The organism is Cedecea colo (assembly GCF_011808225.1).
Lineage (GTDB): Bacteria > Pseudomonadota > Gammaproteobacteria > Enterobacterales > Enterobacteriaceae > Dryocola > Dryocola colo.
In genome coordinates, this window is the sequence record NZ_SOYS01000006.1 from 161265 (window position 1) to 186303 (window position 25039).

Genomic DNA, 25039 nt, shown 5'->3' on the forward strand with positions numbered 1-25039 from the left:
GCTTATCTGCGCGCCTTCAAAAAGTTATTACTAAACTATGTAGGGCATTCCATTCCTGACGAGGCGAATAAAAATGAAAAAATGGGCAGTTGTCATTTCAGCAATCGGGTTGGCATTCACAGTTTCTGGCTGTAGCAGCGACTACGTGATGGCAACCAAAGATGGCCGCATGATCCTTACCGACGGTAAGCCACAGATTGACGATGAAACCGGGCTGGTAAGCTATCGCGACCAGCAGGGTAACGAGATGCAAATCAATCGCGACGACGTTTCACAGATCATTGAACGCTAGCGCCTGAAGGTCAGCGCCTCGCTGGCCTGAATACTTTTCTTACCTCTCCCCCCTTTCGCTTTTGCTTCCCCTCTGCCATGTTATTAATCCATTTTGTCGGGCGCTTGCCTGATGTGGTCTGGTAGAAGAATAAGGAAGCCGGCAATGCACTATCATCGTATTCCCCATAGCTCACTTGAGATTAGTACGCTGGGGCTGGGAACCATGACGTTCGGTGAACAAAACAGCGAAGCCGATGCCCACGCTCAACTCGATTACGCCGTCAGCCAGGGCGTGAACCTGATTGATGTCGCCGAAATGTACCCCGTCCCGCCGCGCCCGGAAACCCAGGGCCTGACCGAAACCTACGTCGGCAACTGGCTTAAAAAAAGCGGCAATCGCGATAAGCTTATCGTCGCCTCCAAAGTCAGCGGGCCGAGCCGTAACAACGATGCGGGTATCCGTCCTAACCAGATTCTGGATCGCAGGAATATTCGCGACGCGCTGGACGCCAGCCTGAAACGCCTGCAAACCGATTACCTGGATCTTTATCAGATTCACTGGCCGCAGCGCGCCACCAACTGCTTCGGCAAACTAGGTTACACCTGGACGGATAACGCGGTTCCCGTTACGCTGCTGGAAACGCTGGAAGCCCTGGCGGAGTTTCAACGAGCCGGAAAGATTCGCTATATCGGCGTGTCGAACGAAACGCCATGGGGCGTGATGCGCTATCTACATCTGGCGGAAAAGCACGATCTGCCGCGCATTGTCACTATTCAGAATCCGTACAGCCTGGTGAATCGCAGCTTTGAAGTGGGCCTGGCGGAGATAACTCAGCGCGAAGGCGTTGAACTGCTTGCCTATTCCTGCCTGGCCTTCGGCACGCTAACGGGAAAATACCTGAACGGCGCGAAGCCTGTCGGCGCACGTAATACGCTCTTTAGCCGCTTTACCCGCTACAGCGGTGAACAGGCCCAGCTGGCGGTTGCCGCCTATGTGGATGTAGCTAAGCGCCACAATCTGGATCCGGCTCAGATGGCGCTGGCGTTTGTGCGCCGTCAACCGTTCGTCGCCAGCACGCTGCTGGGCGCAACGACGCTTGATCAGCTAAAAACAAATCTTGAAAGCCTGCATCTGGAATTAAGCGAAGAGGTTATTGAGGAGCTGGAAGCGGTGCATCGCGTTTACACCTATCCTGCCCCTTGATTTGACTATTCCCTCTCCTTATGGGGAGGGAATAAAACGACTTTTACTTCTGTCTTCTCTGCCAGACCCACAGCCCGCTAATCGCCAGCGCAAACACCGCGCCAAACCCGACGCCAATACCGACAATCGGCGCACCGGTTTTCACCGCCAGCGAATACAGGCCAAGCATCAGCAACATCGCGGTGTTTTCACCGAGGTTCTGTACCGCGATCGCATTGCCTGCCCCGACGGTTTGCTTACCCCGCTCCTGCAACAGCGCGTTAAGCGGCACCACGAAGAAGCCGCCGAGTACGCCAATCAGCATCAGCAATGCGTAAGATGGCAGCAGCGCATGCTGCAATGCGAAGAACAGCACGCCTGCGCCGATTAAAATCCCGGCAGGCATACAGCGCGCCACGGTTTCCAGCGTTACCAGCTTCGCCGCAGCGCCCGCACCCACGACTATCCCAACCGCAACCATCGCATTCAGATAAGTTGGCGTGGCGTTATCCGTTATTCCCAGCGCGACGGGCACCCACAGCACCAGCAGAAAACGCAGCGTCACGCCTGCGCCCCAGAACAAGCTGGTGCCGACGAGAGAGAAACGCGTTTCGCCGTTGTGCCACAGCGTGCGGCAGGCGGTAAAGAAACTATGGGTCATCGGCGTAAAGCGCCATGACTGTCCTGGCCGGGCCGGAGCAAGTTTCGGAATGTAAACGTTGGCAACCACCGCGCCCGCATAAACCATTACGCAAACGCCCAGCGCTGCCAGAACATGCCAGTCGGCCAGCACGCCGCCCGCCATTGAACCCAGTAAGATCGCGGCAATGGTAGAAGACTCCATAATGCCGTTAGCTTTTACCAGACGATCGCCGGTGGTTAATTCACCGAGGATGCCGTACTTCGCCGGCGAGTAGGCTGCCGCGCCGATGCCCACCAGCGTATAGCCAACAAAAGGATTCAGTCCCAGACAGATAACCGCGGCACCCGCGAGCTTTACGCTATTAGCAAACATCATCACTCGCCCTTTTGCGAAGCTGTCCGCAATCTGCCCCACGAAAGGAGCAAACAGGATATACGCGCCGACAAACACCATTTGCAGCACCGGCTGGCTCCAGTCCGGATAAAACTGCTGTTTAAGGAGCGCAAGCGTGGCAAACAGCAAAGCGTTATCGCCAAAGGCGGATAAGAACTGAGCCGCCGTGACTGCTTTCATCCCTTTTGACCACAGGACGGTATCGTCTAGCGCGTTGTTACGCATCCTCAGCCTCCAGCTGCGCCTTCAGGGTAACGAAGTCCGGTTTACCGCTGCCCAGCACCGGTAGCTGTTTCAGGAAGCGGATATCACGCGGCACGGCCAGCTCCGGTACGCCATGTTCACGAGCGTAACGCGTTAGTTTTTCACGGTTCAGCTCGCTGTCCGTGGTGAACAACACCAGCGCTTCCCCTTTTGAAGCATCATTCTTAATAACGGTAGCGTGCATTTTGTCCGGAGAAACCCCCAGCGCCACCTGCTCGACCATTTCCAGCGAGACCATCTCACCGGCAATCTTGGCAAAGCGCTTCGCACGGCCCTGGATAATGCAGAATCCTTGTTCGTCAAATTTCACGATATCGCCGGTGTCGTACCAGCCTGCTTCCAGCTCGCCCAACGCGTTTTCCGCCGTTGGCGCTTCAAGTACGCCCGGGTTTTCCACCCGCAGGTAACCGTTCATAATATTCGGCCCTTTTAGCTGCAGGCGGCCACCTTCTTCGATACCGGGGACGGCCAGCAGGCGCGCGTCCATGGCGGGCAAAATGCGCCCAACGGTGCCCGGTTTAGCGGCCATCGGAACGTTAATCGATACCACCGGCGCACATTCAGTTACGCCGTAGCCTTCCAGGATGCGCAGGCCGAATTTATCCTGCCACAGCTGCCTTGTGCTCTCCTGCAGTTTTTCAGCCCCGGCAACCACATAGCGCAGGCGGAAGAAATCATAAGGATTGGCAAAGCGCGCGTAGTTGCCAAGGAACGTAGACGTACCGAACAACACCGTACAGTTGCGGTCATAAACCAGTTCGGGCACCACGCGGTAATGCAGCGGGCTTGGATAAAGGAACACTTCCGCCCCGGTCAGCAGCGGCGTAAACAGGCCAACGGTCAGGCCGAAGGAGTGGAACAGTGGCAGCGCCGACATAAAACGATCGTTTGCGGTAAAGTCCGCAATAGTGCGGATCTGCTCGACGTTTGCCAGCAGGCTTTTATGGCTGTGCACCACGCCTTTTGGATTGCCTTCGGAGCCTGAGGTAAACAGCACCATCGCGGCATCCTCTGGCTTCTGCTTGACCTGCGCCAGATGCGGCACAAACAGATGCGCAAAGATCCACAGTTTGTCGGCGGCGGTAACGGCCCCTTTGAGATCTTCCAGAAAGACCCAGCGCACCTGGGCTAACTGCTCTGGCAGATGCCACAGCTTGCCTTTGTCGAGGAACTGGCGCGAGGTGAAGACCGTTTTAATTTGCGCGGCGGTAATGGCGCTGGTCAGTCCTTTCACGCCCGCCGTGTAGTTCATCATCGCCGGAATGCGGCCGCGGGAAGATGCGCCGAATATCACCGCCGCGCTGATTGCCGCGTTCGGCAGCATCAGGCCAATGGTTTCGCCGGGTTCGCTGTACTTATTGAGGATGCGCCCGACAAACAGCGTCTTAGTCAGCAGCGCACGGTAGGTGTCCGGCTTGAAGTTTATGTCTTCAATGCAGTTTTTTCGCGAGCCATAGCGGTACTGCGCGGCGAGCAAAGCCTCGTACAGCGTTTCACGCGGGCGCACCGCCATCCGCGCTTCCATCATAATCTGATGCAGCATTTCACCCGCCATCCTACGGCGGTCGCGGGCTCGCGGGGCAGCCGGCATCGGAACGGAAGTTGGCGGTAAGATATGCAGGCTGATACGTGGGAACAGACGTTGTTTTACCAGGCCTTTCAGCCGGCTAAAGAAGGTTAGCTCCGCGCCGTCAATACGCAGCGGGATCACCGTGGCATTCGCTTTAGCGGCCACAAAACCCGCACCTTCGTAGATTTTCATCAGCGAGCCGGTAACCGAAATACGCCCTTCCGGGAAGATAACCACCGGACGCCCCTGCTCTATCAGACGCACCAGATGTTTAATCGACATCGGCTTTGTCGGGTCGAGCGGTACAAAATCGATCAGGGGTTTCAGCCAGCGCATATACCACTGCTGGCTGATAGAAGAGTAGACGGCAAAGACCGGGCGAATCGGTAAAAACAGCGCCAGCAGGATGCCGTCAATAAAAGAGACATGGTTGGGAACAATCAGCACGCGCGGCAAAGTGAGCGCTCTGGTATCGCCCGTTAAGCGCACCCGAAACAGAATGCGAAACAGCGCGCGGAAAAAACCTAACAGCATATCAACTCCCTTTGTCGTTAATCGGCACAAAGACTTAATTGTAGTGGCTGAAGAGTACATGACTAACTTTGCAGGAGCGAGCGAAGGTAAACAGGCAAACCCGAAAAAAAACCAAAAAAAAACCTGCGCATCTGCGCAGGTCGGTGCAAGAAGAATTGTACGCACAGCGTACGAAGAATTCTCACCAATCAATACCTCTGGGATTACAAATGTAGCAGTGGCGTAGCCTCTTGCGCCATGTCGAAATCGCAACAGCGCACTGCAAACTGTAAGCAAAAATTTTGCCTGAAATTATTAAAAATCCGTCACATGTCAAATTTTGCCGCTGCGCCTGAACGCCGCTAAAACGGTCGTGTAACTATTACACATATAAGCGGATAGTTTTCACCAGTTTGCGAGTGCGGTGGCAATCGCATCCTTGAAGTGATGCGGCTTTTCCGTAACACTTAAGTTTGTGTAAACGCTTACCCAACCGGAATAAGACTTATGGCGACGATTAAGGATGTAGCACGGCTGGCAGGCGTTTCTGTCGCCACGGTGTCCCGTGTAATTAACGATTCGCCGAAGGCCAGCGATGCTTCGCGTCAGGCTGTAACCTGCGCAATGGAGGAGCTTAATTACCATCCAAACGCCAATGCCCGCGCGTTAGCCCAACAGACAACTGAAACAATTGGCCTGATTGTAGGCGATGTCTCCGACCCCTTCTTTGGCGCAATGGTGAAAGCCGTTGAACAGGTGGCCTACCGCACCGGCAACTTTCTGCTGATTGGCAACGGGTATCACAACGAACAAAAAGAGCGCCAGGCCATCGAACAACTGATTCGCCACCGCTGCGCCGCGCTGGTTGTGCATGCAAAAAAAATTCCCGACAGTGAACTGATTTCGCTAATGAAGCAGATGCCGGGCATGGTGCTTATCAATCGTACCCTGCCCGGTTTTGAGCAGCGCTGCGTGGCGCTGGATGACCGCTACGGCGCCTGGCTTGCCACGCGTCATTTGATTCAGCAGGGCCATAAAAAAATCGGCTATCTGTGTTCAAACCATCCGATCTCCGATGCGGAGGATCGCCTGCAGGGATATTACGACGCGCTAAAAGAGCACGGCATTCCGATTAACGATCGTCTGGTGACTTTTGGCGAGCCGGATGAAAGCGGCGGTGAACAAGCCATGACCGAACTGCTCGGCCGGGGTAAAAACTTTACTGCTATCGCCAGCTATAACGACTCGATGGCCGCCGGGGCAATGGGCGTGCTGAACGATAACGGTATTGACGTGCCGAAGGAAATTTCGCTGATTGGCTTTGATGACGTGCTGATTTCGCGCTATGTGCGCCCGCGTCTCACCACCGTGCGCTACCCGATTGTCACCATGGCGACTCAGGCCGCAGAACTGGCGATGGCGCTGGCAGAAAACCGTCCGCTTCCCGAAACCACACATATTTTTAGCCCTACGCTTGTACGCCGTCATTCGGTGATGGCGCCTGCGGGGGAGTAAATACCCTGCCGCTTCATGAGCATTGTTGAAAAGCGTGATCCTGGTTAGACATTTGCGTGGATGAAACCGCATGGCTGATCTTACCCTTCTGGCACCTGTGTTAGACTGCGGTCAGAACTGCGGTATCGCGACGGAAGACTTAATCAGGAATGAATCGATGGTAACAATGCTGGATGTTTCGCTACGCGCAGGCGTTTCAAAAGCAACGGTATCTCGCGTGTTGAACGGTACCGGGCAGGTGAAAGAGAGCACCCGCAAGCAGGTCTTTAAGGCCATGGAAGAGTTGGGATATCGTCCTAATTTCCTGGCACGCTCGCTTGCCAACCGCAGCAGTAACAGCGTGGGATTAGTGGTTTCAACCTTTGACGGCTTCTACTTTGGCCGCCTGTTGCAGCAGGCGTCCCGCCAGACCGAAGCCCATGGCAAGCAACTGATCGTCACCGACGGGCACGACACGCCACAAAAAGAGCTGGACGCAGTACAAATGCTGGTCGACAGACATTGTGACGCCATCGTGCTGTATACCCGCTTTATGTCAGAGCGGGCGTTAATCTCATTGATGGGTTCTATTCGCGTGCCGCTGGTGGTAATTAACCGCGATGTAACCCAGGCGCGGGAACGCTGCGTGTTCTTCGAACAGCAGGATGCGGCGTTTCAGGCTACCGAATATTTAATTCAGCAGGGCCATCGCGACATTGCCTGTATCACCGTGCCTATTTCTACCCCAACCGGCCAGGCCCGTTTGATGGGCTATCGCAAGGCTTTGCAAAAACACGGCATTCGCTTTAACGAAGAGCGGGTGAAAAACGGCGACTCCACCATGACGGTAGGGCACCAGCTGTGCCAGGAGCTGCTGGAAAGCCACGTCCCCTTTACGGCGCTGTTTGCCTGTAACGACGATATGGCGCTGGGCGCCTCAAAAGCTCTGCAACAGGCGGGGATTCGTATCCCGCAGGATATATCGCTGTTTGGTTTTGACGATGCACCAAGCGCGCAGTGGCTCCAGCCCGCGTTATCCACCGTCTATCTGCCAATCGATAATATGATAACCACCGCCATTGACCAGGCGATCAAGCTGGCAAACGGCGAAGATCTTGAACCGATCCCGCCATTCGTGGGTACGCTGGTGCTGCGTGAATCCGTTGCGCCCGGCCCTTACTTTCGCAGCGGGCGCAAATCCTCAAAATAGTTCCAGCGCGAGCAATGCCTCAATAGTCTGACGGCGGCGAATCAAACGCGCGGCTCCGTTATCAAACAGCACTTCCGGCAGCAGCGGGCGACTATTGTAGTTAGAAGACATAGACGCGCCGTAAGCCCCCGTATCGTGCAGGACCAGATAATCACCGACTTTAACCGGCGGCAGCGCGCGGGTTTCAACTTTGCCGCCTTCCTGCTGGGTAAAGACATCGCCGGACTCACACAATGGCCCGGCAACGACGGTTTCTACCAGCGGCTGCGTGGTTAAGTCGCGCCCGTCGCCAGCCATGGCTGAAATGTGATGATAGCTGCCGTACATAGACGGGCGCATCAGATCGTTAAAACCGGCGTCGATCAGCACGAAGTGGCGCGATCCCATATCCTTCACGGAACGCACCTGGGCTATCAGCACGCCAGATTCCGCCACGAGGAAACGCCCCGGCTCGATTTCAAGTTTTACCGCGTGACCAAGTCGCTGAGCGATTTGGTCACGTGCAGCACTCCACAAGCCAAAATAATGGCTGGTATCGATAGTCTCTTCGCCTTCACGGTAAGGGATTGACAGGCCACCGCCTGCGGAGATGGCCTCCAGATCTTGCCCAAAGTCGATAACCTGCTGCACCATCGCGCCACAAACGCGCTCAAGGTGGCCATAATCCACGCCCGATCCGATGTGCATATGAATGCCCACCAGGCGCAGTTTGTAGCGTTGGATAATCTCCAGCGCCTGCGGTAAATCCGCGTGCCAGATGCCGTGTTTGCTGTTTTCACCGCCGGTATTGGTTTTCTGGCTGTGGCCATGACCAAAGCCAGGATTGACGCGCAGCCAGACGCGATGGCCCGCGGAAATCTCGCCGAGCTGTTGCAGCATATCAACCGAACCGGCATTGACCGGGATGCGCTGCTCGGTCACCAGTCGAAGCGTGGCCTCATCGATCATATCGGCGGTAAACACGATATCGTCCGGGTTTTCCTGCGGATTGAAGCCCGCCGCCAGCGCTCGTTCAATTTCGCCCTGCGACACCGAATCCACCTTCACGCCCTGCTCGCGCATCAGACGCAGAATATGAATATTCGAACAGGCCTTCTGCGCGAAACGAATCACGTCGAACTGGCGCAGCTGGGCTATCTGCTGGCGGATAATTTCTGCGTCATAAGCCCATACCGGGCAGCCGAATTCAGCGGGCAGCGTCAGCAGGTTTTTCGCGTTCAGCGCGGTGTCGGTATTATTGAGCGGGCGTGGCATGGTTGGCTCCGGTATTAAATTATTTTGTCCATTACGCCATAGCCCAAAGCGAAGAAAAAATATCGATTTCTGGCAAGTCTATTCATATATGATATGGAAAGCCGCCCTCTTTTCAGAGGCGTCCGGGGAAAAGGAACCGACCATGCCATCCGTAACGCTGCGCCATATTGAAATTTTTCATGCGGTGATGACCGCCGGGAACCTCACCGAGGCGGCGGGGCTGCTGCACACCTCGCAGCCTACCGTCAGTCGCGAGCTGGCTCGCCTTGAGAAACTTATAGGTCTGCAATTATTTGAACGCAGCCGCGGAAGGCTGCACCCCACGGTTCAGGGGCTGCGGCTTTTCGAAGAAGTGCAGCGCTCGTGGTATGGGCTGGACAGAATCGTCAACGCTGCGGAAAGCCTGCGTGAGTTTCGCCAGGGCGAGCTGTCCATCGCCTGCCTGCCGGTATTCTCCCAGTCTTTCCTGCCGCTGCTGGTGCAGCCTTTTCTGGCGCGTTACCCGGAACTGAGCCTGAATATTGTGCCGCAGGAATCTCCGCTGCTTGAGGAGTGGCTTTCGGCGCAGCGCCACGATTTAGGCCTGACGGAAAATAGCGCCACGCCCGCGGGTACGGAGCGCCAGACGTTGCTGACGTTAAACGAAGTTTGCGTGTTGCCCGCCGGACATCGGCTGGCCCATAAAGATGCGCTGACGCCGCAGGATTTTGCCGGGGAAAACTACATTAGCCTGTCGCGCACCGACAGCTACCGACAGCTTCTGGATGCGCTTTTCCAGGAGCACGACGTTAAACGCAGGATGGTGGTGGAAACGCACAGCGCCGCTTCGGTTTGCGCGATGGTCCGGGCGGGTGCGGGCGTTTCAGTTGTTAATCCGCTCACGGCGCTGGATTACGCCTCAAGCGGCGTTGTCGCCCGGCGTTTCAGCGTGGCGGTGCCTTTTACCGTGAGCCTGATTCGCCCCCTGCACCGCCCCGCCTCCGCGCTGGTCAGCGCCTTTAGCGAGCATCTGCATAACAACATGCATATTTATAGCGATCCGCTAAATGCGCTGCTCGACGCCTGACTTATTGTTCGGTCGCCGGTTGATGATGGCCGGTGCCGTTGCTGAAGTTAATCAGGCAGATTAGCAGCCCAATTACCGCCAGGCCTGCGGCTGCCACCGGCACAGCGGTTAAACCATAACCGCGATCGATAACCGTACCGCCCACCCACGCGCCTAACGCGTTGCCCACGTTAAAGGCGGCAATATTCAGCGTGGAGACCAGGTTTGGCGCATCTTTGCCGTGCAGCACCACGTTGATTTGTAGCGCCGGAACGGTAGCAAACGTCGCCATCGCCCATAAAAACAACGTGATTTCAGCCAGCCACATGCCGTGGCTGGTCCAGCGGAACAGCAGCGAGAAAACGGCGATAAAGGTAAAGCTCAGCGTCAGGCTGACAGACACTTTCCAGTCGGCCAGACGTCCACCCAGAATATTCCCCACGGTAAGCCCCGCGCCCATCAGGAACAGCGTCCAGCTCACGCCCTGGTGCGTAATGCCCGTCACCTGCAACAGCATCGGCGCCACGTAGCTAAACAGCGCGAACATTGCTGCGGCAAAGAAGACCGTCATCGACAGCGAAAGCCACAGCTTGCCGTTGCCCAGCGCGCTTACCTCGCGTTTTAAATCCGTTGGCGCTTCATCTTTTTGCGCAGGCAGGCTGACAATCAGCGCGATAAACGCAATCACGCCAATCGCCGCCACGCCCCAGAAAGTAGAGCGCCAGCCGTACATTTGTCCAAACCAGGTGCCAATCGGCACGCCGAGGACGTTGGCAAGGGTTAAACCGGTAAACATCAGCGCCACTGCCGAAGCCTTGCGGTTGGGCGCCACGAGGCTTGCCGCTACCACGGCGCCAATGCCGAAGAAAGCCCCGTGGCAAAGGGCGGTAATAATGCGCGCCAGCATCAGGAAATGATAAGAAATCGCCGCGGCGCACAGCAGATTTCCGATGATAAATATCACCATCAGCAGCACCAGCGAAAGTTTGCGCGGTAGCCGCGCGGTCAGCAGCGCCATGATCGGTGCGCCAATCGCCACGCCCAGCGCATAGCCGCTGATTAACCAGCCGGCGGTAGGAATAGAAATATGAAGATCCCCGGCTACGTCGGGCAGCAGGCCCATAATAACGAACTCCGTCGTGCCGATGGCAAACGCACTCATCGCCAACGCCAGTAAGGAAACAGGCATGGAATAACTCCCGGTTGTAAAAATGACAAAAGGCGGAAGAGCCTGAGCTCGGCCGCCAGATTCGTGGGGACTTCAGAGGTGCAGCTTATTGAAATAATGTGCGCTGCTTAACAAATTTATAACACAGAATGCGGCCGGGTAAACCCAGCGCGCCGTAAGGATAAGCTTATTTACCCCTTAATTCCCTGAAGCGGCAAAGAAAAAATTACTGTTTACCGAGCATAAAGTTGACGGCATCTTCAGCATGAATTGCCGCCGTATCGAACACGGGAAGCGGACAATCCTGCTGTTGCAGCAGCAGGCCAATTTCCGTGCAGCCGAAAATCACGCCCTCTGCGCCCTGCTGCTGAAGGTCCGCGATCGCCTGCTGATAATAGCGTTTCGATGCAGCGGTAATTTTACCGAGGCATAGCTCTGCAAAAATAATCTGGTTGATGCGCAGACGCTGCGGCTCAGGCGGAATCAATGATTCAATGCCAAATTCCGCGCTTAAACGACCGCGATAAAAATCCTGCTCCATCGTGTAACGCGTGCCCAGCAGCGCCACCTTGCTTACGCCCTGCGCAGCAATCGCTCTGCCGGTCGCGTCCGCGATATGCAGGAACGGTAAACCGCAGCGTGATTCAATATGGTCCGCCACTTTGTGCATGGTATTCGTACACAGCACTATGCCTTCCGCACCCGCTTTCTGTAGCCCCAGAGCGGCATCCGCCAGCATCGCTCCCGCTTTATCCCACTCCCCGCTGGACTGGCAGGCTTCAATTTCATGAAAGTCCACGCTGTGCAGGATAATTTTCGCCGAGTGCAGCCCGCCCAGACGCGCCTTCACGCCCTCATTGATCAGGCGGTAATAAGGAATAGTAGATTCCCAGCTCATGCCGCCAATCAGGCCTATCGTTTTCATTTTTGCTTACCTTTTCATGACCGTTTGCTGGTTATAGCAGAGGTTCGCCGGCCAATGAAAGCGTGATTCCCGCAACAATTATCAGCGGCGAGCTATCGCAAAGATCTATTTCGCGATACGATTAAAAATGAAACAATGTTTCACACAGATAAGGAGCCGCGAATGTTTACCTTTTTTAAAGACACTACGCTTGACGATCTCGGCGCAGGCGTAAGCCGTCGCATTCTGGCGCACGGCGGGAAAATGATGGCGGTTCAGGTTAACTTCGAAACGGGTGCTGTGGGTCCCATGCATAACCATCCGCACGAGCAGCTAACTTACGTGCTGTCCGGTGAGTTCGAGTTCACCATTGGCGAAGAAGTTCACCGGGTAAAGGCGGGTGATACGCTGTATAAAGAGCCGCATGTGATGCACGGCTGCGTATGCCTGGCGGCAGGCACGCTGCTGGATACCTTCACGCCAGTCCGTGAAGATTTTCTAAAGTAGGCTGCCAATGATAACGGTTCCGCAGGAAGCCGTTTGAGCCTGCTGACAGCCCCCACAGCTGTTAAAAGTTATTTTCCGGTACTTTTTAACAACAAAGCATTATGTCTCTGGTTGACCCCACCCGAAACTACGCTTTAGAAGGGGTAGCGGGTGGCACAGCGCCACTCGCTATAGAAGAGTAACTGGATTAACGCGCCAGCCAGCCGCCATCTACGGCCACGGTATAACCGTTGACGTAGTCAGAAGCGCTGGAAGCCAGGAATACAATCGGCCCCATCAGATCGTCCGGCAACCCCCAGCGGCCCGCCGGAATACGGCCCAGGATCTCACTGCTGCGCTGCTCGTCGGCACGCAGTTGCTGGGTATTGTTGGTCGCCATATAGCCCGGAGCGATAGCGTTCACGTTGATGCCGTGTTTCGCCCACTCGTTCGCCAGCAAGCGGGTCACGCCCATGACCGCGCTTTTCGACGCGGTGTAAGAAGGCACCCGAATCCCGCCCTGGAAGGAGAGCATGGAGGCGATATTTACGATCTTGCCGCCGTTGCCCTGGGCAATAAAATGCTTCGCCGCAGCCTGCGACATAAAGAATACGCTCTTGATATTAATATTCATCACGTCGTCCCAGTTTTGCTCGCTGAATTCGATAGCGTCCTCGCGACGAATCAGGCCCGCGTTATTCACCAGGATATCAATATGACCAAACTCGGCAACCGCGCGATCCAGCAGGGCTGGAATGCCGTCGATCTTGCGCAAGTCAGCAGTCAGGCTCAGAAAACGGCGGCCCAGATCGGTAACGCGTTCGATGGTTTCCGTTGGCTCAACGATGTTGATACCCACAATGTCACAGCCGGCCTGCGCAAGTCCGAGCGCCATGCCCTGGCCCAGGCCAGTATCACAGCCAGACACCACGGCCACTTTACCCTGTAGGGAGAATGAATCCAGAATCATGGAGGTTTCCTTTTATTCAGGCCCGCGCAGCAGGCGTTTCTGGAAAAATAGGTTCACGCAATAAGCACACCTTTACAGGAAGGTCTTAAGGTGAAAGCAACGTTCTGTGAGCTTTGATGTTCTTATACTAAGCATATTGAAACTGCATTTCAATTAGGATTAAAACAACGTTTCATTTTAATGCGATTATTTGCTGGATTTGATAATGGGATCACGATTACCCGTATAAAATTGCGCTTCAGGCCCGGACGATAGCGCCGCTTTGTTCAGCTCCGACAAAGACGGCACACCGGTGCTGTATATCGCCTGAATGACGGCTAATCCGGCGCTGATTGCTGCCCGACAAGTTGCGAATTCCGTAACGGACCTGGCCCTTTCTCGCGGAGGGCTTTTTATGCGAAAAAAAGCAAACAAAGAGCCTCCGCTGTCAGCTTCGGGCGATGTGGCGATGCGTATACGTTGTGAAATATGGCGCAAATAAAAGCGCCTGCCGGGAACCGGTAAGCGCCTGAGGAAAGGAAACAACCAGAAGATTAATCAGTCACGTTCAATGGCCAGCGCCACACCCTGCCCGCCGCCGATACACAAGGTTGCCAGGCCTTTTTTCGCATCGCGCTTGACCATTTCATGCACCAGCGAAACCAGAATCCGGCAGCCGGACGCGCCAATCGGATGGCCCAGCGCTATCGCTCCACCGTTTACGTTCACTTTACGCTCGTCCCATTCCAGCATTTTGCCCACGGAAAGCGCCTGCGCCGCGAAGGCCTCGTTCGCCTCGATTAAATCCAGCTCATTCAGCGACCAGCCTGCACGCTCCAGGCAGCGCCGCGTGGCCGTAACCGGGGCAATTCCCATCAGCGCAGGATCGACGCCGACGCTGGCAAAAGCGCGAATGCGCGCCAGCACCGGGAGGTTCAGCTCTGCCGCTTTTGCCGCGCTCATCATTAGCACCGCTGCGGCGCCGTCATTAATAGACGAAGCGTTTCCGGCAGTGACGCTGCCTTCGGCCTCAAAGGCTGGAATAAGACGCGCCAGCGCTTCGGCGCTGGCGTCGGTGCGCGGCTGCTCGTCGGTATCAACAAGCAAAGTCCCGCCCGTACGCAGCTCTACGGCAACCGGGACAATTTCATCTCTGAACCGCCCTGAATCAATAGCCGCCCGCGCTTTTTGCTGTGAAGCGAGCGCGAAGGCGTCCTGGCTTTCACGACTTATGCCATATTCACGGGCGAGGTTTTCTGCCGTCACGCCCATATGGTAATCGTTAAACGCGTCCCACAGGCCATCGTGAACCAGGCTGTCGATAAGCTGGCTGTTGCCCAGCGCCGCGCCGGTTCGGCTGTTGGCTAAGACATGCGGGGCGCGGCTCATATTTTCCTGACCGCCCGCGATAACCACATCCGCTTCACCGCACTGAATAGCCTGGGTGGCAAGATGCAGCGCTTTTAAGCCGGAGCCGCAGACGTCATTGATGGTAATGGCCGAGACAGACCAGGGCAGGCCGCTGTTTAGCGCCGTTTGTCGCGCCGGGTTTTGCCCGGCTCCGGCGGTTAATACCTGGCCCAGAATGACCTCGTCGATCTCCTGCTCGCTCACGCCGCTACGTTCAAGCAGCGCTTTTACCACCGCACTGCCTAGTTCTGCCGCGCTGCGTGGGGAAAGCGCTCCCTGGAAACAGCCAATCGGGGTCCGGGCTGCCCCAACAATCACCACATCTTTCATCGCATCTCCGCAACACGTCCGCCTGACCCTGAGTGCGCATATCATGAGTTAATATTAATTATTTGTTAATTTCGTTTTTTGTAGAACGTTATATTTAAAACGTCACCATTCAGAAGAATAAACAATAAAATCATTAGGATACGCTAAGTAACCCGCCACTTCGCCTGCGGATATTTCTTCGCAACCAGTGAACATCATCACAATTTAATAACGGTGGGAATCAACGCGGTGAGATACGTCGGGGTACGGCTGGAATGAAGGAAGCTGGCCTCTGCCTGAATTGTGCAGAGGCCAGTATGTTAATGACTATTTCAGGCGGAACGCAACCACAGTATCACCGAGTTTTGTACCGAGCGAACCGTGCCCGCCGGCAGCGATGACCACATACTGTTTGCCATCTTTACCCATATAGGTAGAAGGCGTTGCCTGTGCTCCTGCCGTCAACTCCGTCTGCCATAGCAGCTTACCGGTGGTGCTATCATAGGCGCGGAAGAAGTTATCGGCCGTCGCACCATGGAATACCACATCACCAGCAGTTGTCAGCGGGCCGCCGTGCGCAACCATTCCCATCGGGAAGCCTATAGGGAAGAGGCCCGGCAGGAAGGTCGTTTTCAGGTTTTTGGTCGTCCCCACGCGGCGCAGCCAGGTAGTTTTACCCGTTTTTAAATCAACGCCCACCATGCGACCCAGCGGCGGCGCAATGCACGGGATCCCCAGATCGGAGGCAAGCTGCTGAATGTGAATCGCGTAATCACCCTGGAAGTTTTCATTCCAGTATGGCGTATTCTCATCGGTGAACATGCGTTTGGTCTGTGTCTCAGGCGTACGCTTAATCAGCGTATATTTATAAGCCAGGCGGACAGGCGCAGCCACCAGCATCTGACGCTGCGGATCTATCGCCACCGAACCCCAGTTAAATACGCCGATATTGCCCGGGAATACCAGGGAACCCTGCTCGGTAGCCGGCGTCCATGGGTTGCCATCGTAGCGCAGTGAGCGGAAGGTTGCGCGGCAGCTCATCTGATCGAATGGCGTAACGCCCCACATCGATTTTTCAGTTAACGGCTCTGGAATGAAGTTCAGCGCAGAGACCGGCTGCGTCGCCGCATAGTTTTCTCCCGGCACGCCTTTAGTAGACACCTTCACCTGCTGCACCGGATAAACGGGTTTCCCGGTCAGACGGTTGAGTACGAACAAATTACCGGTTTTGGTCGGCAGGATAACGACTGGCTGTTTTTGCCCCTGGTAATCAATATCCAGCAGCGAGGCCTGGGACGGATTATCGCGATCCCACAAATCGTGGTTAGCGGTCTGATAGCGCCATTTTAAAGCCCCGGTTTTCAGATCCAGCGCTACCAGCGCATCACGGAATTTCTCGCTATTGCTACTGTCATCGCGGCCAATGCCCAGCTCATCCGGGGAAGCGTTACCAAAAGGCACATAAACCAGACCATTTTTCAGATCCGCGCTCAGCGTAGCCCAGGCCACAGGCGTGTCATACGGATAATTTACCCCTGCCGGAACAGGCTGGGTATTGTCAGGATTCGCCGGATCAAAATTCCACACCAGGCGCCCGGTAGTCGTATCATAGGCGCGGATAACCCCGGATGGATTTCCTTTATTGTAGCCGTTATCCATTACCGAGCCGCCAACGATGACCAGATCGCCTGCAACCAACGGCGCTGCGGTCTGCATCAGCGCATGAGAGCGCAGTTTGCCCATATTGGTATGTAAATCGACAATGCCGTTCTGGCCAAAGTCGGCGCAAGGTTTACCGGTGTCGGCATCCAGGGCGACCAGTTTACCGTCAGTCGCGGCGTCAAAAATGCGCTTACGGCAGATTGCCGCCGTCGGTTGAGCTGAAACTTCATTCCCTTTTGCTTCAAAATAGCTTACGCCACGACACGTCTGGTGCTGCTGAAGATAGGAGCGATCCTGTTCAGGAGTGAACTTCCATTTCACCTTACCGGTTTCTGGATCAAGCGCGTGGACTTCATTATGCGCGGTACAGAAATAAAGCATACCGTTTACTTTAAGCGGGGTTGCTTCAAAAGTGTATTCGCTGGCATCGTCACCTTTACGTATATCGCCTGTTTTATATGTCCAGGCAACCTCCAGATCCTTCACGTTATCTTTAGTGATTTGATTCAGCGAAGAGAAGCGCAGCCCGTTTGCGGTCCCGCCATAGGCGCTCCAGTCATTACCGGCGACCTGGGCTGAAGAGGTAACTCGTTCGTTGGTTACGGTGCCGTCCTGAGGAAGCGGATCGTAGAAGCAAAGCCCAATGACCACGATAATCATAAAGATAACGGTGCCACCGAGGAATGGATGAAAACGGCGCTGTGCCTGGGTCAGCGGACGTACTATCCATGGAAGCGCTAACCATAAACCGATCAGGCCGAACACATCGCCGCGAGGGATCCATTGCCATTTATCAAAACCGACTTCCCAGATAGTCCAGAACAGGGTTATCCACATTAATAGGGCATAGAAGCTTAACGCTGACTTTTTCCTCATAAACAGCAGGATGGCCGTAATCAGTAATCCAACAGCCATTAGCGCATAAAATACGCTACCTCCCAAAAACAGGAGTTTCCCACCCATATAGAGCATCGCCAGCCCGATAAGGGCTATTACGATACCGGTGATATTTCTGATCATTAAACATCCTCAATAAATTATTCCGCAGACAACGCGTTTTCCACCACAGGCACAGCCGACGGGAAAACTAACTTCCTGTTTACCTTGTGATTTAATAAACATACGTTGTTTTTAAAAGCGCTTAATTTGTGTATTTCTTGTTAAGTGCCGCTCTAAATTATACCAACAATGAATTAATATAATTAACAACTCATGTGCTATTGAAAAAAACTTAACGATATTTTAAACGAGGCAAAGGGTGGGCGGCGAAACTCAGGAAGGTAGAGTAGGGTCGGCCAAAAGACGGAAAAAGCTTAGCTGTAAAAAGCAGATAAGCCTCCTGCTATGGAGTAGTCAGGTGTCTTATCTATAGGTAACGATATCAGGGTTCAGTTATCGACTGTCGCTAGTTCTGCTGGGGTTTCTGGCCAGCCGGACTGAGCTGGAACAGGGATACCGTTTTTAACAGCTCAAGGCCCTGAGCGTTCACTTTATGCGTCATCCGGGATAATTCTTCTACAAAAGAAGCGTTCTGCTGCGTCGTCAGATCCATTTCGTTAACGGCCGTGGCAATTTGCCCAACGCCGGTGCTCTGTTCTTCGAACGCCTGGGTAATTTCCTCCATGATTTTGCTGGCATGGGACAAAGAAGTCACGATATCCGTCATCGTCTTGTCGGCAGTTTCCATAAGTTTTGCGCCGTCATCGACGTATTTAACCGACTCATTAATCAACTGGCTTATCTCTTTCGCTGCGTCAGCGCTGCGCTTAGCCAGCTTGCGAACTCCGGCGGCGACAACGGCAAAACCCCGGTCCTGCTCGCCGGCTCGTGCGGCTGCCACCGCCGCATTCAGCGCCAGAATATTGGTCTGATTTGCAATCCCGTCGATAACGCTGTTGATCTCAGCGATTTGCATGGCGCTGAGCGACATCTTCTCCATGTTGGCGACTAGGTTATGCATCACCACAGCGCCGTTATTGGCAGTAGCCTGCGCCTGCCAGGCCAGTTTATTTGCCGACGTGCATTTTCAGCGTTGCTGGAAACGGTGGTTTTGATTTCTTCCATACTTGCAGCGGGTTGCTGGAGCGCGCTGGCCTGTTGATCGGTGCGGGATGCCAGATTTTCATTACCGCGATCGATTTCGCCGCGTTAGCGCTGATCGACTCTGAGGTAGTACGTACCGAAGAGCTCATGTTGCTCAGCAATATATTCATGCTCTGCAAGCATTCCATCATCGCGCCTATTTCGTTACGCGCAGATTATTAAAGAGAAAATAGATTAAATATTATCCGCCCGAAAATAAAATAATGATGCGCGAAAGATGATTAAATATAGCCGTTAAAAGATTTTCAACAAAAGGGGCCAGGGTATACATTTCCAGCATCAGCGCGCCCATACCCACCGTCAGCGTCAGCGGGAAGCCAATGACAAAAATAGAAAGCTGTGGCGTTAAGCGATTGAGCAACCCGAGCGTAAAGTTAATTGCCAGCAGCAGGGTAACAACAGGAAGTCCCAGCATGAGTCCACAGCGAAATATTAATCCCGCCATCCGCACCAGATAATAAAATCCTTCCGCATGCAGCGAAACACCACCGACTGGCAAGACTTCAAAGCTCTGGGCAAGAATGGTCAGCATCCACAAGTGCCCGTCGCAGGCTAAAAAAAGCAAGGTTGCCAGAAGGTTTATTATCCTGGCGATGATGGGCATATTTTGCCCACCGGAAGGATCGAAGAATGTTGCAAAGGAAAGCCCCATTTGCAGGCCGATAATTTCCCCGGCGGTTCGTACCGTCACGAAGATAAGCTGTACCGTCAACCCCATCGCAGCCCCAATGATTAGCTGCTGTGCCGCCACTCCGAAGCCCTGCCAGGAAAAAATACTAATATGGCTGTCTGGCAAATTTTGTCCGATTAAAAAAGCGATGCACAGCGCCAGCGCTACTTTGGCCTTTTTGTTTAATTCTTTGCCGCTAAAAATGGGGGCGGTACTGAACAGAGCAAGGACTCTTAACGCTGGCCAAAACAGATGACTGATTTGAAAATAGAGGCTTTCAACGGACAGGGTGTACATAGCTATCCGATTATATAAGGCAGGCTGTTAAACAACGATCGCATATAGTCGAGAAAAATACTGAGCATCCAGGGGCCGAGGATAATCACCACCAGAACGATAGCCAGTATTTTAGGAATAAAGGAGAGCGTCATTTCGTTTATCTGCGTGGATGCCTGGAGAATACTAATGAGAAGCCCCGTGAAGAGCGCCACCATCAGCATGGGGGCCGCCACCATCAGGCCAACCTTCACCGCCTGAAATCCCAACGCCATTACGCTTTCTGGGGTCATTGTTTACCGGGCCTTAGCTAAAAAAGCTTTGGGCAAGCGAGCCCGTTAATAATTGCCAGCCGTCAACCAGCACAAACAGCATCAGCTTGAAGGGCAACGAAATGGTGGCCGGCGGCAACATCATCATCCCCAGCGCCATTAATACGCTCGCCACCACCAGATCGATTATCAGGAACGGAATGAATACCGTAAAGCCTATCTGGAAGCCGGTTTTTAGTTCACTGGTAACAAAGGCGGGCAGCAGGATGCGCATTGGCACATCGTCGGGGCTGGCAAAGTTATTGGTTTTCGCCAGCCGGGTGTAAAGCGCCAGATCCGCTTCCCGGGTTTGTTGCAGCATAAAGGTGCGCATGGGCCCGGCCGCCCTTTCCAGCGCGGTTTCCATGCTGATTTTATCTTCCGTTAACGGCTGCCACGCATCCTGATAAATCTGGTTAAAGACCGGCGACATAACGTAAAACGTAAGAAATAATGCCAGCCCCAGCAATACCTGATTAGGCGGCGTTGAAGGCGTACCCAGCGCATTGCGTAACAGGCCAAAGACGATGATTATGCGGGTGAAGCCGGTCATCATCAGCAAAACCGCGGGCAAAAAGGTTAACGAGGTGAGCAATACCAGGGTCTGAACAGGTAACGACCAGCTCTCACCGTTGCCAGCATGGGTAATCAGCAGATCGCTGTTAGCGGCCCACGCGTGCTGTAAAGGCAGTAAAATGCCCGTGCCGGACAGCACAAGCAGGAAAAAAATCCTCGGGCAGCGAAAGCAAGGACGCCGTGAAACGCTCATTGCCCTGACTCCGGTTTGCGTTTTTTTACCATATTGAGCATTACGGCCTGAAAGTCCCCTACCAGCGGCGAGTGGGAAACGTCTTCCGCACCGCTTTGCTTATCAAAGGTAGCGAGGCAGGTAATGTTCGCCGGCGTTACCCCCAGCAGCAGCCATTTATCATTGACTTCAACGATAACCACACGTTCGCGCTGCCCAAGGGATTGGCTGCATTTAACGGTCAACAACGCGGACGCTTTTCGATCTTGCCGCCGGTACCCCGCCCGACGGGTAATCCAGGCGATAGCGGCAATAAGCAGCAATACCAGGGCAAGCGCCCCTCCGACGTTAAATAACACCGAACCAGGCGTATCTGAGCCGACGGGTGAATACGAAGAGGGCGTGGTGGTTTTTGTCGCAGAGTTCATTATTTGCTCAGACGGTACATACGCTCTGAAGGAGTAATAATGTCGGTAATGCGAATACCGAATTTATCGGAAACCACCACAACCTCCCCCTGCGCAATTAAATAGCCGTTAATCAGAACGTCCAGCGGCTCGCCCGCCAGGCCTTCCAGCGTCACCACCGAACCCTGACTTAAGCGCAGCAGCTCTTTGATGGTCATTTTGGTGCGCCCTAACTCCACCGTCATTTTGACCGGGATATCGAGGATCAGATCGAGATCCTGAGATAAATTTGCCGCCAGAGGTTCCTGGCCGCCAGACGGAGCCGCATTATTGTTTTCCACTGACTGCTGCTCGCTCATCGCATCGCCCCACAGATCTTCTATGGATTGGCTGCCAGCGTCAGATGAGGATGGGGTATCGCTCACAGGAAACTACTCCTTTTTAAAAGAGGCTAAAGAAGGATTCTTCATATGCTCAACCTTCAAAGCATACTGATTGTTAACACAACCATATTTACCAGACAGTACGGGTACGCCATCAATAAAGGCCACCAGACTTTCTGGCTTATCGATCGGGATAATGTCGCCTTTTTTAAGCTGCATTACCTGCAACAAACGAGTATCGATCTCGACAAAGTTTGCCATCAGCTCAATTTCGGTATCCTGCACCTGTGTGGCCAGCGTATTACGCCACTGTTCATCCTCCTGTTTGGAGTTTTCCATTAGCGGACTGGTTAGCAACTCGCGTAACGGCTCAATAATGCTAAATGGAATGCAGATATCAAAATGCCCAACGTGAGCACCTATTTCTACCGAGAAAGGCGTGGTGACCACGATATCGTTTGGCGACGAGGTAATATTAGTAAACTTGACCTGTACTTCAGAGCGGACGTATTCCGTTTTCAGCTTGAATACTGAACTCCATCCATAGTCATAGGCTTCCAGCGCCATCGACAGTATTTTTTCGATAATTCGCTGTTCGGTTGGCGTAAATTCACGCCCGTCCACTTTAGTAGGGAAACGGCCATCGCCGCCAAACAGGCTATCTACCGTCATAAATACCAGGTTCGGCGAGAACACAAATAGTGCCGTACCGCGCAGCGGATTCATATGGACCAGGTTTAAATTCGTCGGCACGGATAAATTACGGGCAAAATCATGGTAAGGCTGAATTTTAATCGCACCTACGGTGATATCCGGGCTGCGTCGTAACAGATTAAATAGCCCAATACGAAACTGGCGTGCAAAGCGTTCATTGATAATCTCAAGCGACTGTAAACGCTCGCGAACCACACGACGTTGCGTATTGGGATTATAGGGTTTAATCCCTTCATTCTGCTCCGGCTGCTGCGGGTTTTCGGCGAGGTTATCACTATCATCATCGCCTCCCCCATTCAGCAGGCGATCGATCTCCGCCTGAGAAAGTACGCTATCAGACATAGAATTTACCGTAATATAAATGCGTTAAATAATACGTCAGTAACATTCGCACTGTCGCTACCTACGAGTGGCTGACTGACTATGGTTTTAATTTCATTGATGAGCTGAAGCTTGCCTTCGCTGGTAGATAAATATTCAGAAGTTTGCTCTGAAAAAAGGATAAGCAAGCGGCTGCGAATTTCTGGCAAAAACTTCTCAACCAGCTCTTTTGAACGATCATCTTTAACGCGTAGCGTCAGGCCAATATATAAAACGCGATCACTATTTTCGTTCCCTTCATCTGGCTTCAGGCTGACGGTAAACGTATCCATTGGAATATAGGTAGGCGCAGATTCTTCGACAGGCTCAGATTCCGCTGTGGCAGCATTCGCCGCAGCTCCGCTTTTCATTTTATTTATTTCATAAAAAGTAAAACCAGCAAAGCCGCAGGCACCGAGGACCAAAAGCAGGAGAAGCAAAATGATGATGGTGTTCTTTTTACCGGGCCTGGCGTCGTTTTTATTGTTTTTCGACATTATGTAAAAACCTTGTAAATGTATCGGACCTGTAATGAACGCCCTAGAATAGATCATTCTATTACACAGGGCCTTTGAGACAATTCAGTGAATAAGTGAAATTAATGACGGCAAGCAGGCAATTAAATGTAACCGTCAAACAAAGGTATTTATTCCACTATTGTGGCGCATCTGCGCAGGACGAATAACCACGTCTCCTGTATCAGCCTGAGGAGTATCACGACCGGTATCGTCCTGCGCCCGCTGTTCGGACGCCAGCTCAGAATGCGCAGAACCGCTCCAGGACTCGGCGGAATCACTAGCTACGCGGCTCGCTTCAAGGTTGATACCCGACTCCGCAAGAGAGGTGCGCAGCTGCGGCATCGCCGCTTCGAGGGCTGCACGAACCTGGTGATTCTCGCTGACGAAATGTAAGCTCGCCTGGTCGCTTTTGAGGCGCAGATTAATTTTTAAGACGCCTAGCTCCGCCGGATTTAAGCGTATTTCTGCGTTATGAATACCGTTGCGGGTAAACATCGCAATTTGCTGCCCCAAAGATTGTTGCCAGGCAACCGTTCCCATCTCCTGCGTTAAGACGGTCGCCGACGCTGCCGTCACGGGAACCGAGGCAGCATGCGAGGCCAGTAGTGAAGAACCAGATGGCGTATGTGGATGGGCAATGGTCGCAGAGGTGAAGGAAGGCTGGCCTTCGGCAGCGGACGCCAGAGCGCCTTCGACCACAGGTTTAAAAAGACTGAGCATCTGCTCTGGCTTTTCAACCTGCACAGGAGCAGGCAGGCCAGGCGTCGATTGCGCTTCGTGGTTCACTTCTTTACCTGCCGGACCTGCAGGCGGATAGCTTTGCTTAGCCAGCGCTGCTGTGAGGGCTGCGTTGCCGCTGTCCGCCATGCCTTTACGGCTGGTTAGCATAGCCCGGTCAATATTTGCAGCTGCCGCTTCTCCTTCGGCATCAGCTGCGGTCGTTGCCGCCGCGATCATATTCATCTGCTGCGCAGTTCCTGCTACCGCACCCGCTGCGCCTGCATTTGCAGCATCCATCTGCATCACCAGAGTTTGCAGGTGTACAAGCTGCAACTCAGCAGATATCTCCGCCAGAACAGGAGCCCGATCGTCAGCCGTCTCCTGTGGCTTACCGTTTAACGTGCTGCCCGGCAGTTTATCAAGGGAATCGAAAGCGCTTCCCTGCGGTTCATGGCTGACATTAACCAGAGTTTCTGCCGCAGGCAGAGGAACCGATTGCTGCATATCTCCCTGAATCACAGGGAGCAACTGCTGCGTTTTCTGTTCAAGCGCGGCGGTGAAATCGTCGTCCTTCACGGTATCCGTGCTGCCTTGCGCGGTTGGTGTTGCTGGCTTAGCGTTCATTAAGGCCGTGATATTTACCATCATAAAGCTTTTTTCCCCAGGCAGGCGCGCTGCGCAAATTCATCCATTAATTTTTGCTCGTGTCGGCTTTCTTTTAACGTGCGCACTCTATCCGCGCGGCTTTTCAGCGTGTCGAAAGCGTTCAGGCGCTGTTTGTCGCGACACCAGGAAGACAGCGCCAGATCGACCGCCTGTTTACAGGCGGTGACGTGCCCTGCGTGCTGGCGAGCCACCTTACCAAGAGAGTCAATAAACGACTGCTGGCTTACCCAATTCACCACCGATACCCCTCGATCCACCATGTTCAACTGCAAATTCTGCTGATACTCCAGCTCGTACGCTTCCAGTTGCTCAAGCTGGATAACGGCACGCGTATAGTCCTGCTGCACCTTTCCCAGGCGAGCGGTGCTCGTCTCAAGCTGCTGCTGTGCAAGATCGCGCAGCGTATCCATTGGGCTAGTGATTACCATGCGTT

The 25039-nt window shown here is 53.9% G+C and carries 26 protein-coding genes; 7 read left to right on the plus strand and 19 right to left on the minus strand.

Going from position 1 to position 25039, the window contains the following annotated elements:
- The first annotated feature begins 73 nt into the window (after nucleotides 1–73).
- The gene (locus E2L00_RS14125) at nucleotides 74–292 is read left to right on the plus strand and encodes a YgdI/YgdR family lipoprotein (RefSeq protein WP_167612669.1); all 219 of its coding nucleotides are present in this window, start codon (nucleotides 74–76) and stop codon (nucleotides 290–292) included.
- A 144-nt stretch (nucleotides 293–436) separates the two neighbouring features.
- Nucleotides 437–1477 (plus strand): NADP(H)-dependent aldo-keto reductase, encoded by a 1041-nt coding sequence (locus E2L00_RS14130; RefSeq protein ID WP_167612671.1) that lies wholly within the window; start codon nucleotides 437–439, stop codon nucleotides 1475–1477.
- A gap of 43 nt (nucleotides 1478–1520) precedes the next feature.
- On the opposite strand, the gene lplT is transcribed toward E2L00_RS14130, so the two are convergent.
- Both lplT and aas read right to left on the minus strand, forming a co-directional pair.
- Nucleotides 1521–2717: a lysophospholipid transporter LplT gene (gene lplT / locus E2L00_RS14135; RefSeq protein ID WP_167612673.1), complete on the minus strand. Its 1197-nt coding sequence runs from the start codon at nucleotides 2715–2717 to the stop codon at nucleotides 1521–1523.
- Nucleotides 2710–4860: a bifunctional acyl-ACP--phospholipid O-acyltransferase/long-chain-fatty-acid--ACP ligase gene (gene aas, locus E2L00_RS14140; protein ID WP_167612675.1), complete on the minus strand. Its 2151-nt coding sequence runs from the start codon at nucleotides 4858–4860 to the stop codon at nucleotides 2710–2712. Before aas ends, lplT begins: the two co-directional genes overlap by 8 nt.
- Nucleotides 4861–4918: 58 nt before the next feature.
- On the opposite strand from aas, the gene E2L00_RS14145 reads away from it, so the two are divergent.
- The 3 genes from E2L00_RS14145 to E2L00_RS14155 all read left to right on the plus strand — a co-directional run bounded on the left by E2L00_RS14145 (nucleotide 4919) and on the right by E2L00_RS14155 (nucleotide 7543).
- A complete protein-coding gene (locus tag E2L00_RS14145; protein ID WP_167612677.1) occupies nucleotides 4919–5086 on the plus strand; it encodes a hypothetical protein in 168 nt (55 codons plus the stop codon).
- Between the two features lie 260 nt (nucleotides 5087–5346).
- A complete protein-coding gene (gene galR, locus E2L00_RS14150; RefSeq protein WP_167612679.1) occupies nucleotides 5347–6354 on the plus strand; it encodes an HTH-type transcriptional regulator GalR in 1008 nt (335 codons plus the stop codon).
- Between the two features lie 157 nt (nucleotides 6355–6511).
- The gene (locus E2L00_RS14155) at nucleotides 6512–7543 is read left to right on the plus strand and encodes a LacI family DNA-binding transcriptional regulator (protein WP_167612861.1); all 1032 of its coding nucleotides are present in this window, start codon (nucleotides 6512–6514) and stop codon (nucleotides 7541–7543) included.
- Here E2L00_RS14155 and lysA read toward each other — a convergent pair.
- Nucleotides 7535–8797, minus strand: coding sequence for a diaminopimelate decarboxylase (gene lysA, locus E2L00_RS14160; RefSeq protein WP_167612681.1), 1263 nt, complete (start codon nucleotides 8795–8797; stop codon nucleotides 7535–7537). The two genes, E2L00_RS14155 and lysA, sit on opposite strands and share 9 nt — an antisense overlap.
- Nucleotides 8798–8939: 142 nt before the next feature.
- Here lysA and E2L00_RS14165 point away from each other — a divergent pair, with 142 nt between their 5' ends.
- Nucleotides 8940–9863 (plus strand): LysR family transcriptional regulator, encoded by a 924-nt coding sequence (locus tag E2L00_RS14165; protein ID WP_167612683.1) that lies wholly within the window; start codon nucleotides 8940–8942, stop codon nucleotides 9861–9863.
- Between the two features lies 1 nt (nucleotide 9864).
- Here E2L00_RS14165 and E2L00_RS14170 read toward each other — a convergent pair whose 3' ends face one another.
- Together E2L00_RS14170 and E2L00_RS14175 are read right to left on the minus strand one after the other, a co-directional pair.
- Complete coding sequence (locus E2L00_RS14170; RefSeq protein ID WP_167612685.1) at nucleotides 9865–11031, minus strand: MFS transporter; 1167 nt, start codon at nucleotides 11029–11031, stop codon at nucleotides 9865–9867.
- Between the two features lie 205 nt (nucleotides 11032–11236).
- Complete coding sequence (locus tag E2L00_RS14175) at nucleotides 11237–11935, minus strand: aspartate/glutamate racemase (protein ID WP_167612687.1); 699 nt, start codon at nucleotides 11933–11935, stop codon at nucleotides 11237–11239.
- 162 nt (nucleotides 11936–12097) lie between these two features.
- Here E2L00_RS14175 and E2L00_RS14180 point away from each other — a divergent pair, with 162 nt between their 5' ends.
- Complete coding sequence (locus tag E2L00_RS14180; RefSeq protein WP_167612688.1) at nucleotides 12098–12421, plus strand: cupin domain-containing protein; 324 nt, start codon at nucleotides 12098–12100, stop codon at nucleotides 12419–12421.
- A 187-nt stretch (nucleotides 12422–12608) separates the two neighbouring features.
- Here the strand turns inward: E2L00_RS14180 and kduD are convergent, their stop codons facing one another.
- From kduD to fliJ, 14 genes are all read right to left on the minus strand, one after another.
- Nucleotides 12609–13370, minus strand: a complete 762-nt coding sequence (kduD, locus tag E2L00_RS14185; RefSeq protein WP_167612690.1) for a 2-dehydro-3-deoxy-D-gluconate 5-dehydrogenase KduD — start codon at nucleotides 13368–13370, stop codon at nucleotides 12609–12611.
- Between the two features lie 537 nt (nucleotides 13371–13907).
- A complete protein-coding gene (locus E2L00_RS14190; RefSeq protein ID WP_167612692.1) occupies nucleotides 13908–15089 on the minus strand; it encodes an acetyl-CoA C-acetyltransferase in 1182 nt (393 codons plus the stop codon).
- 306 nt (nucleotides 15090–15395) lie between these two features.
- The gene (locus E2L00_RS14195; RefSeq protein WP_167612694.1) at nucleotides 15396–17750 is read right to left on the minus strand and encodes a membrane-bound PQQ-dependent dehydrogenase, glucose/quinate/shikimate family; all 2355 of its coding nucleotides are present in this window, start codon (nucleotides 17748–17750) and stop codon (nucleotides 15396–15398) included.
- Nucleotides 17751–18135: 385 nt separating this feature from the next.
- Nucleotides 18136–18735, minus strand: coding sequence for a methyl-accepting chemotaxis protein (locus tag E2L00_RS14200; protein ID WP_167612863.1), 600 nt, complete (start codon nucleotides 18733–18735; stop codon nucleotides 18136–18138).
- 1 nt (nucleotide 18736) lies between these two features.
- Nucleotides 18737–18943, minus strand: coding sequence for a hypothetical protein (locus E2L00_RS14205; RefSeq protein WP_167612696.1), 207 nt, complete (start codon nucleotides 18941–18943; stop codon nucleotides 18737–18739).
- A gap of 71 nt (nucleotides 18944–19014) precedes the next feature.
- On the minus strand, nucleotides 19015–19800 hold the full coding sequence (gene fliR / locus E2L00_RS14210) for a flagellar biosynthetic protein FliR (RefSeq protein ID WP_167612698.1): 786 nt from the start codon (nucleotides 19798–19800) through the stop codon (nucleotides 19015–19017).
- Nucleotides 19801–19802: 2 nt separating this feature from the next.
- The gene (fliQ, locus tag E2L00_RS14215; RefSeq protein WP_167612700.1) at nucleotides 19803–20072 is read right to left on the minus strand and encodes a flagellar biosynthesis protein FliQ; all 270 of its coding nucleotides are present in this window, start codon (nucleotides 20070–20072) and stop codon (nucleotides 19803–19805) included.
- Nucleotides 20073–20085: 13 nt separating this feature from the next.
- Entirely contained in the window at nucleotides 20086–20859 is a 774-nt protein-coding gene (gene fliP, locus E2L00_RS14220; RefSeq protein WP_167612702.1) for a flagellar type III secretion system pore protein FliP, read from the minus strand.
- The gene (gene fliO / locus E2L00_RS14225) at nucleotides 20856–21266 is read right to left on the minus strand and encodes a flagellar biosynthetic protein FliO (protein WP_167612704.1); all 411 of its coding nucleotides are present in this window, start codon (nucleotides 21264–21266) and stop codon (nucleotides 20856–20858) included. Before fliO ends, fliP begins: the two co-directional genes overlap by 4 nt.
- Entirely contained in the window at nucleotides 21266–21670 is a 405-nt protein-coding gene (gene fliN, locus E2L00_RS14230) for a flagellar motor switch protein FliN (RefSeq protein WP_167612706.1), read from the minus strand. The genes fliO and fliN overlap by 1 nt, the downstream gene beginning before the upstream one ends.
- A 6-nt stretch (nucleotides 21671–21676) precedes the next feature.
- Complete coding sequence (gene fliM / locus E2L00_RS14235) at nucleotides 21677–22684, minus strand: flagellar motor switch protein FliM (RefSeq protein WP_167612708.1); 1008 nt, start codon at nucleotides 22682–22684, stop codon at nucleotides 21677–21679.
- A gap of 5 nt (nucleotides 22685–22689) precedes the next feature.
- The gene (gene fliL / locus E2L00_RS14240; RefSeq protein ID WP_167612710.1) at nucleotides 22690–23199 is read right to left on the minus strand and encodes a flagellar basal body-associated protein FliL; all 510 of its coding nucleotides are present in this window, start codon (nucleotides 23197–23199) and stop codon (nucleotides 22690–22692) included.
- Nucleotides 23200–23334: 135 nt separating this feature from the next.
- Nucleotides 23335–24588: a flagellar hook-length control protein FliK gene (locus E2L00_RS14245; RefSeq protein WP_167612712.1), complete on the minus strand. Its 1254-nt coding sequence runs from the start codon at nucleotides 24586–24588 to the stop codon at nucleotides 23335–23337.
- Nucleotides 24585–25034 carry a flagellar export protein FliJ gene (gene fliJ / locus E2L00_RS14250; protein WP_167612714.1) on the minus strand — a complete coding sequence of 150 codons (450 nt, stop codon included), beginning with the start codon at nucleotides 25032–25034 and terminating at the stop codon, nucleotides 24585–24587. Before fliJ ends, E2L00_RS14245 begins: the two co-directional genes overlap by 4 nt.
- Nucleotides 25035–25039: the final 5 nt, after the last annotated feature.

Coding starts and splice junctions, on each gene's coding strand:
- fliL (WP_167612710.1), bottom strand. CDS start 23,199: ATGTCGAAAAACAATAAAAACGACGCCAGGCCCGGTAAAAAGAACACC.
- fliM (WP_167612708.1), bottom strand. CDS start 22,684: ATGTCTGATAGCGTACTTTCTCAGGCGGAGATCGATCGCCTGCTGAAT.
- fliR (WP_167612698.1), bottom strand. CDS start 19,800: ATGTACACCCTGTCCGTTGAAAGCCTCTATTTTCAAATCAGTCATCTG.
- E2L00_RS14125 (WP_167612669.1), top strand. CDS start 74: ATGAAAAAATGGGCAGTTGTCATTTCAGCAATCGGGTTGGCATTCACA.
- E2L00_RS14190 (WP_167612692.1), bottom strand. CDS start 15,089: ATGAAAGATGTGGTGATTGTTGGGGCAGCCCGGACCCCGATTGGCTGT.
- E2L00_RS14130 (WP_167612671.1), top strand. CDS start 437: ATGCACTATCATCGTATTCCCCATAGCTCACTTGAGATTAGTACGCTG.
- E2L00_RS14195 (WP_167612694.1), bottom strand. CDS start 17,750: ATGATCAGAAATATCACCGGTATCGTAATAGCCCTTATCGGGCTGGCG.
- E2L00_RS14180 (WP_167612688.1), top strand. CDS start 12,098: ATGTTTACCTTTTTTAAAGACACTACGCTTGACGATCTCGGCGCAGGC.
- E2L00_RS14205 (WP_167612696.1), bottom strand. CDS start 18,943: ATGAATATATTGCTGAGCAACATGAGCTCTTCGGTACGTACTACCTCA.
- E2L00_RS14170 (WP_167612685.1), bottom strand. CDS start 11,031: ATGCCTGTTTCCTTACTGGCGTTGGCGATGAGTGCGTTTGCCATCGGC.
- lplT (WP_167612673.1), bottom strand. CDS start 2,717: ATGCGTAACAACGCGCTAGACGATACCGTCCTGTGGTCAAAAGGGATG.
- E2L00_RS14145 (WP_167612677.1), top strand. CDS start 4,919: ATGACTAACTTTGCAGGAGCGAGCGAAGGTAAACAGGCAAACCCGAAA.
- E2L00_RS14175 (WP_167612687.1), bottom strand. CDS start 11,935: ATGAAAACGATAGGCCTGATTGGCGGCATGAGCTGGGAATCTACTATT.
- fliO (WP_167612704.1), bottom strand. CDS start 21,266: ATGAACTCTGCGACAAAAACCACCACGCCCTCTTCGTATTCACCCGTC.
- E2L00_RS14165 (WP_167612683.1), top strand. CDS start 8,940: ATGCCATCCGTAACGCTGCGCCATATTGAAATTTTTCATGCGGTGATG.
- kduD (WP_167612690.1), bottom strand. CDS start 13,370: ATGATTCTGGATTCATTCTCCCTACAGGGTAAAGTGGCCGTGGTGTCT.
- E2L00_RS14155 (WP_167612861.1), top strand. CDS start 6,512: ATGGTAACAATGCTGGATGTTTCGCTACGCGCAGGCGTTTCAAAAGCA.
- fliJ (WP_167612714.1), bottom strand. CDS start 25,034: ATGGTAATCACTAGCCCAATGGATACGCTGCGCGATCTTGCACAGCAG.
- lysA (WP_167612681.1), bottom strand. CDS start 8,797: ATGCCACGCCCGCTCAATAATACCGACACCGCGCTGAACGCGAAAAAC.
- fliQ (WP_167612700.1), bottom strand. CDS start 20,072: ATGACCCCAGAAAGCGTAATGGCGTTGGGATTTCAGGCGGTGAAGGTT.
- E2L00_RS14245 (WP_167612712.1), bottom strand. CDS start 24,588: ATGATGGTAAATATCACGGCCTTAATGAACGCTAAGCCAGCAACACCA.
- fliP (WP_167612702.1), bottom strand. CDS start 20,859: ATGAGCGTTTCACGGCGTCCTTGCTTTCGCTGCCCGAGGATTTTTTTC.
- galR (WP_167612679.1), top strand. CDS start 5,347: ATGGCGACGATTAAGGATGTAGCACGGCTGGCAGGCGTTTCTGTCGCC.
- aas (WP_167612675.1), bottom strand. CDS start 4,860: ATGCTGTTAGGTTTTTTCCGCGCGCTGTTTCGCATTCTGTTTCGGGTG.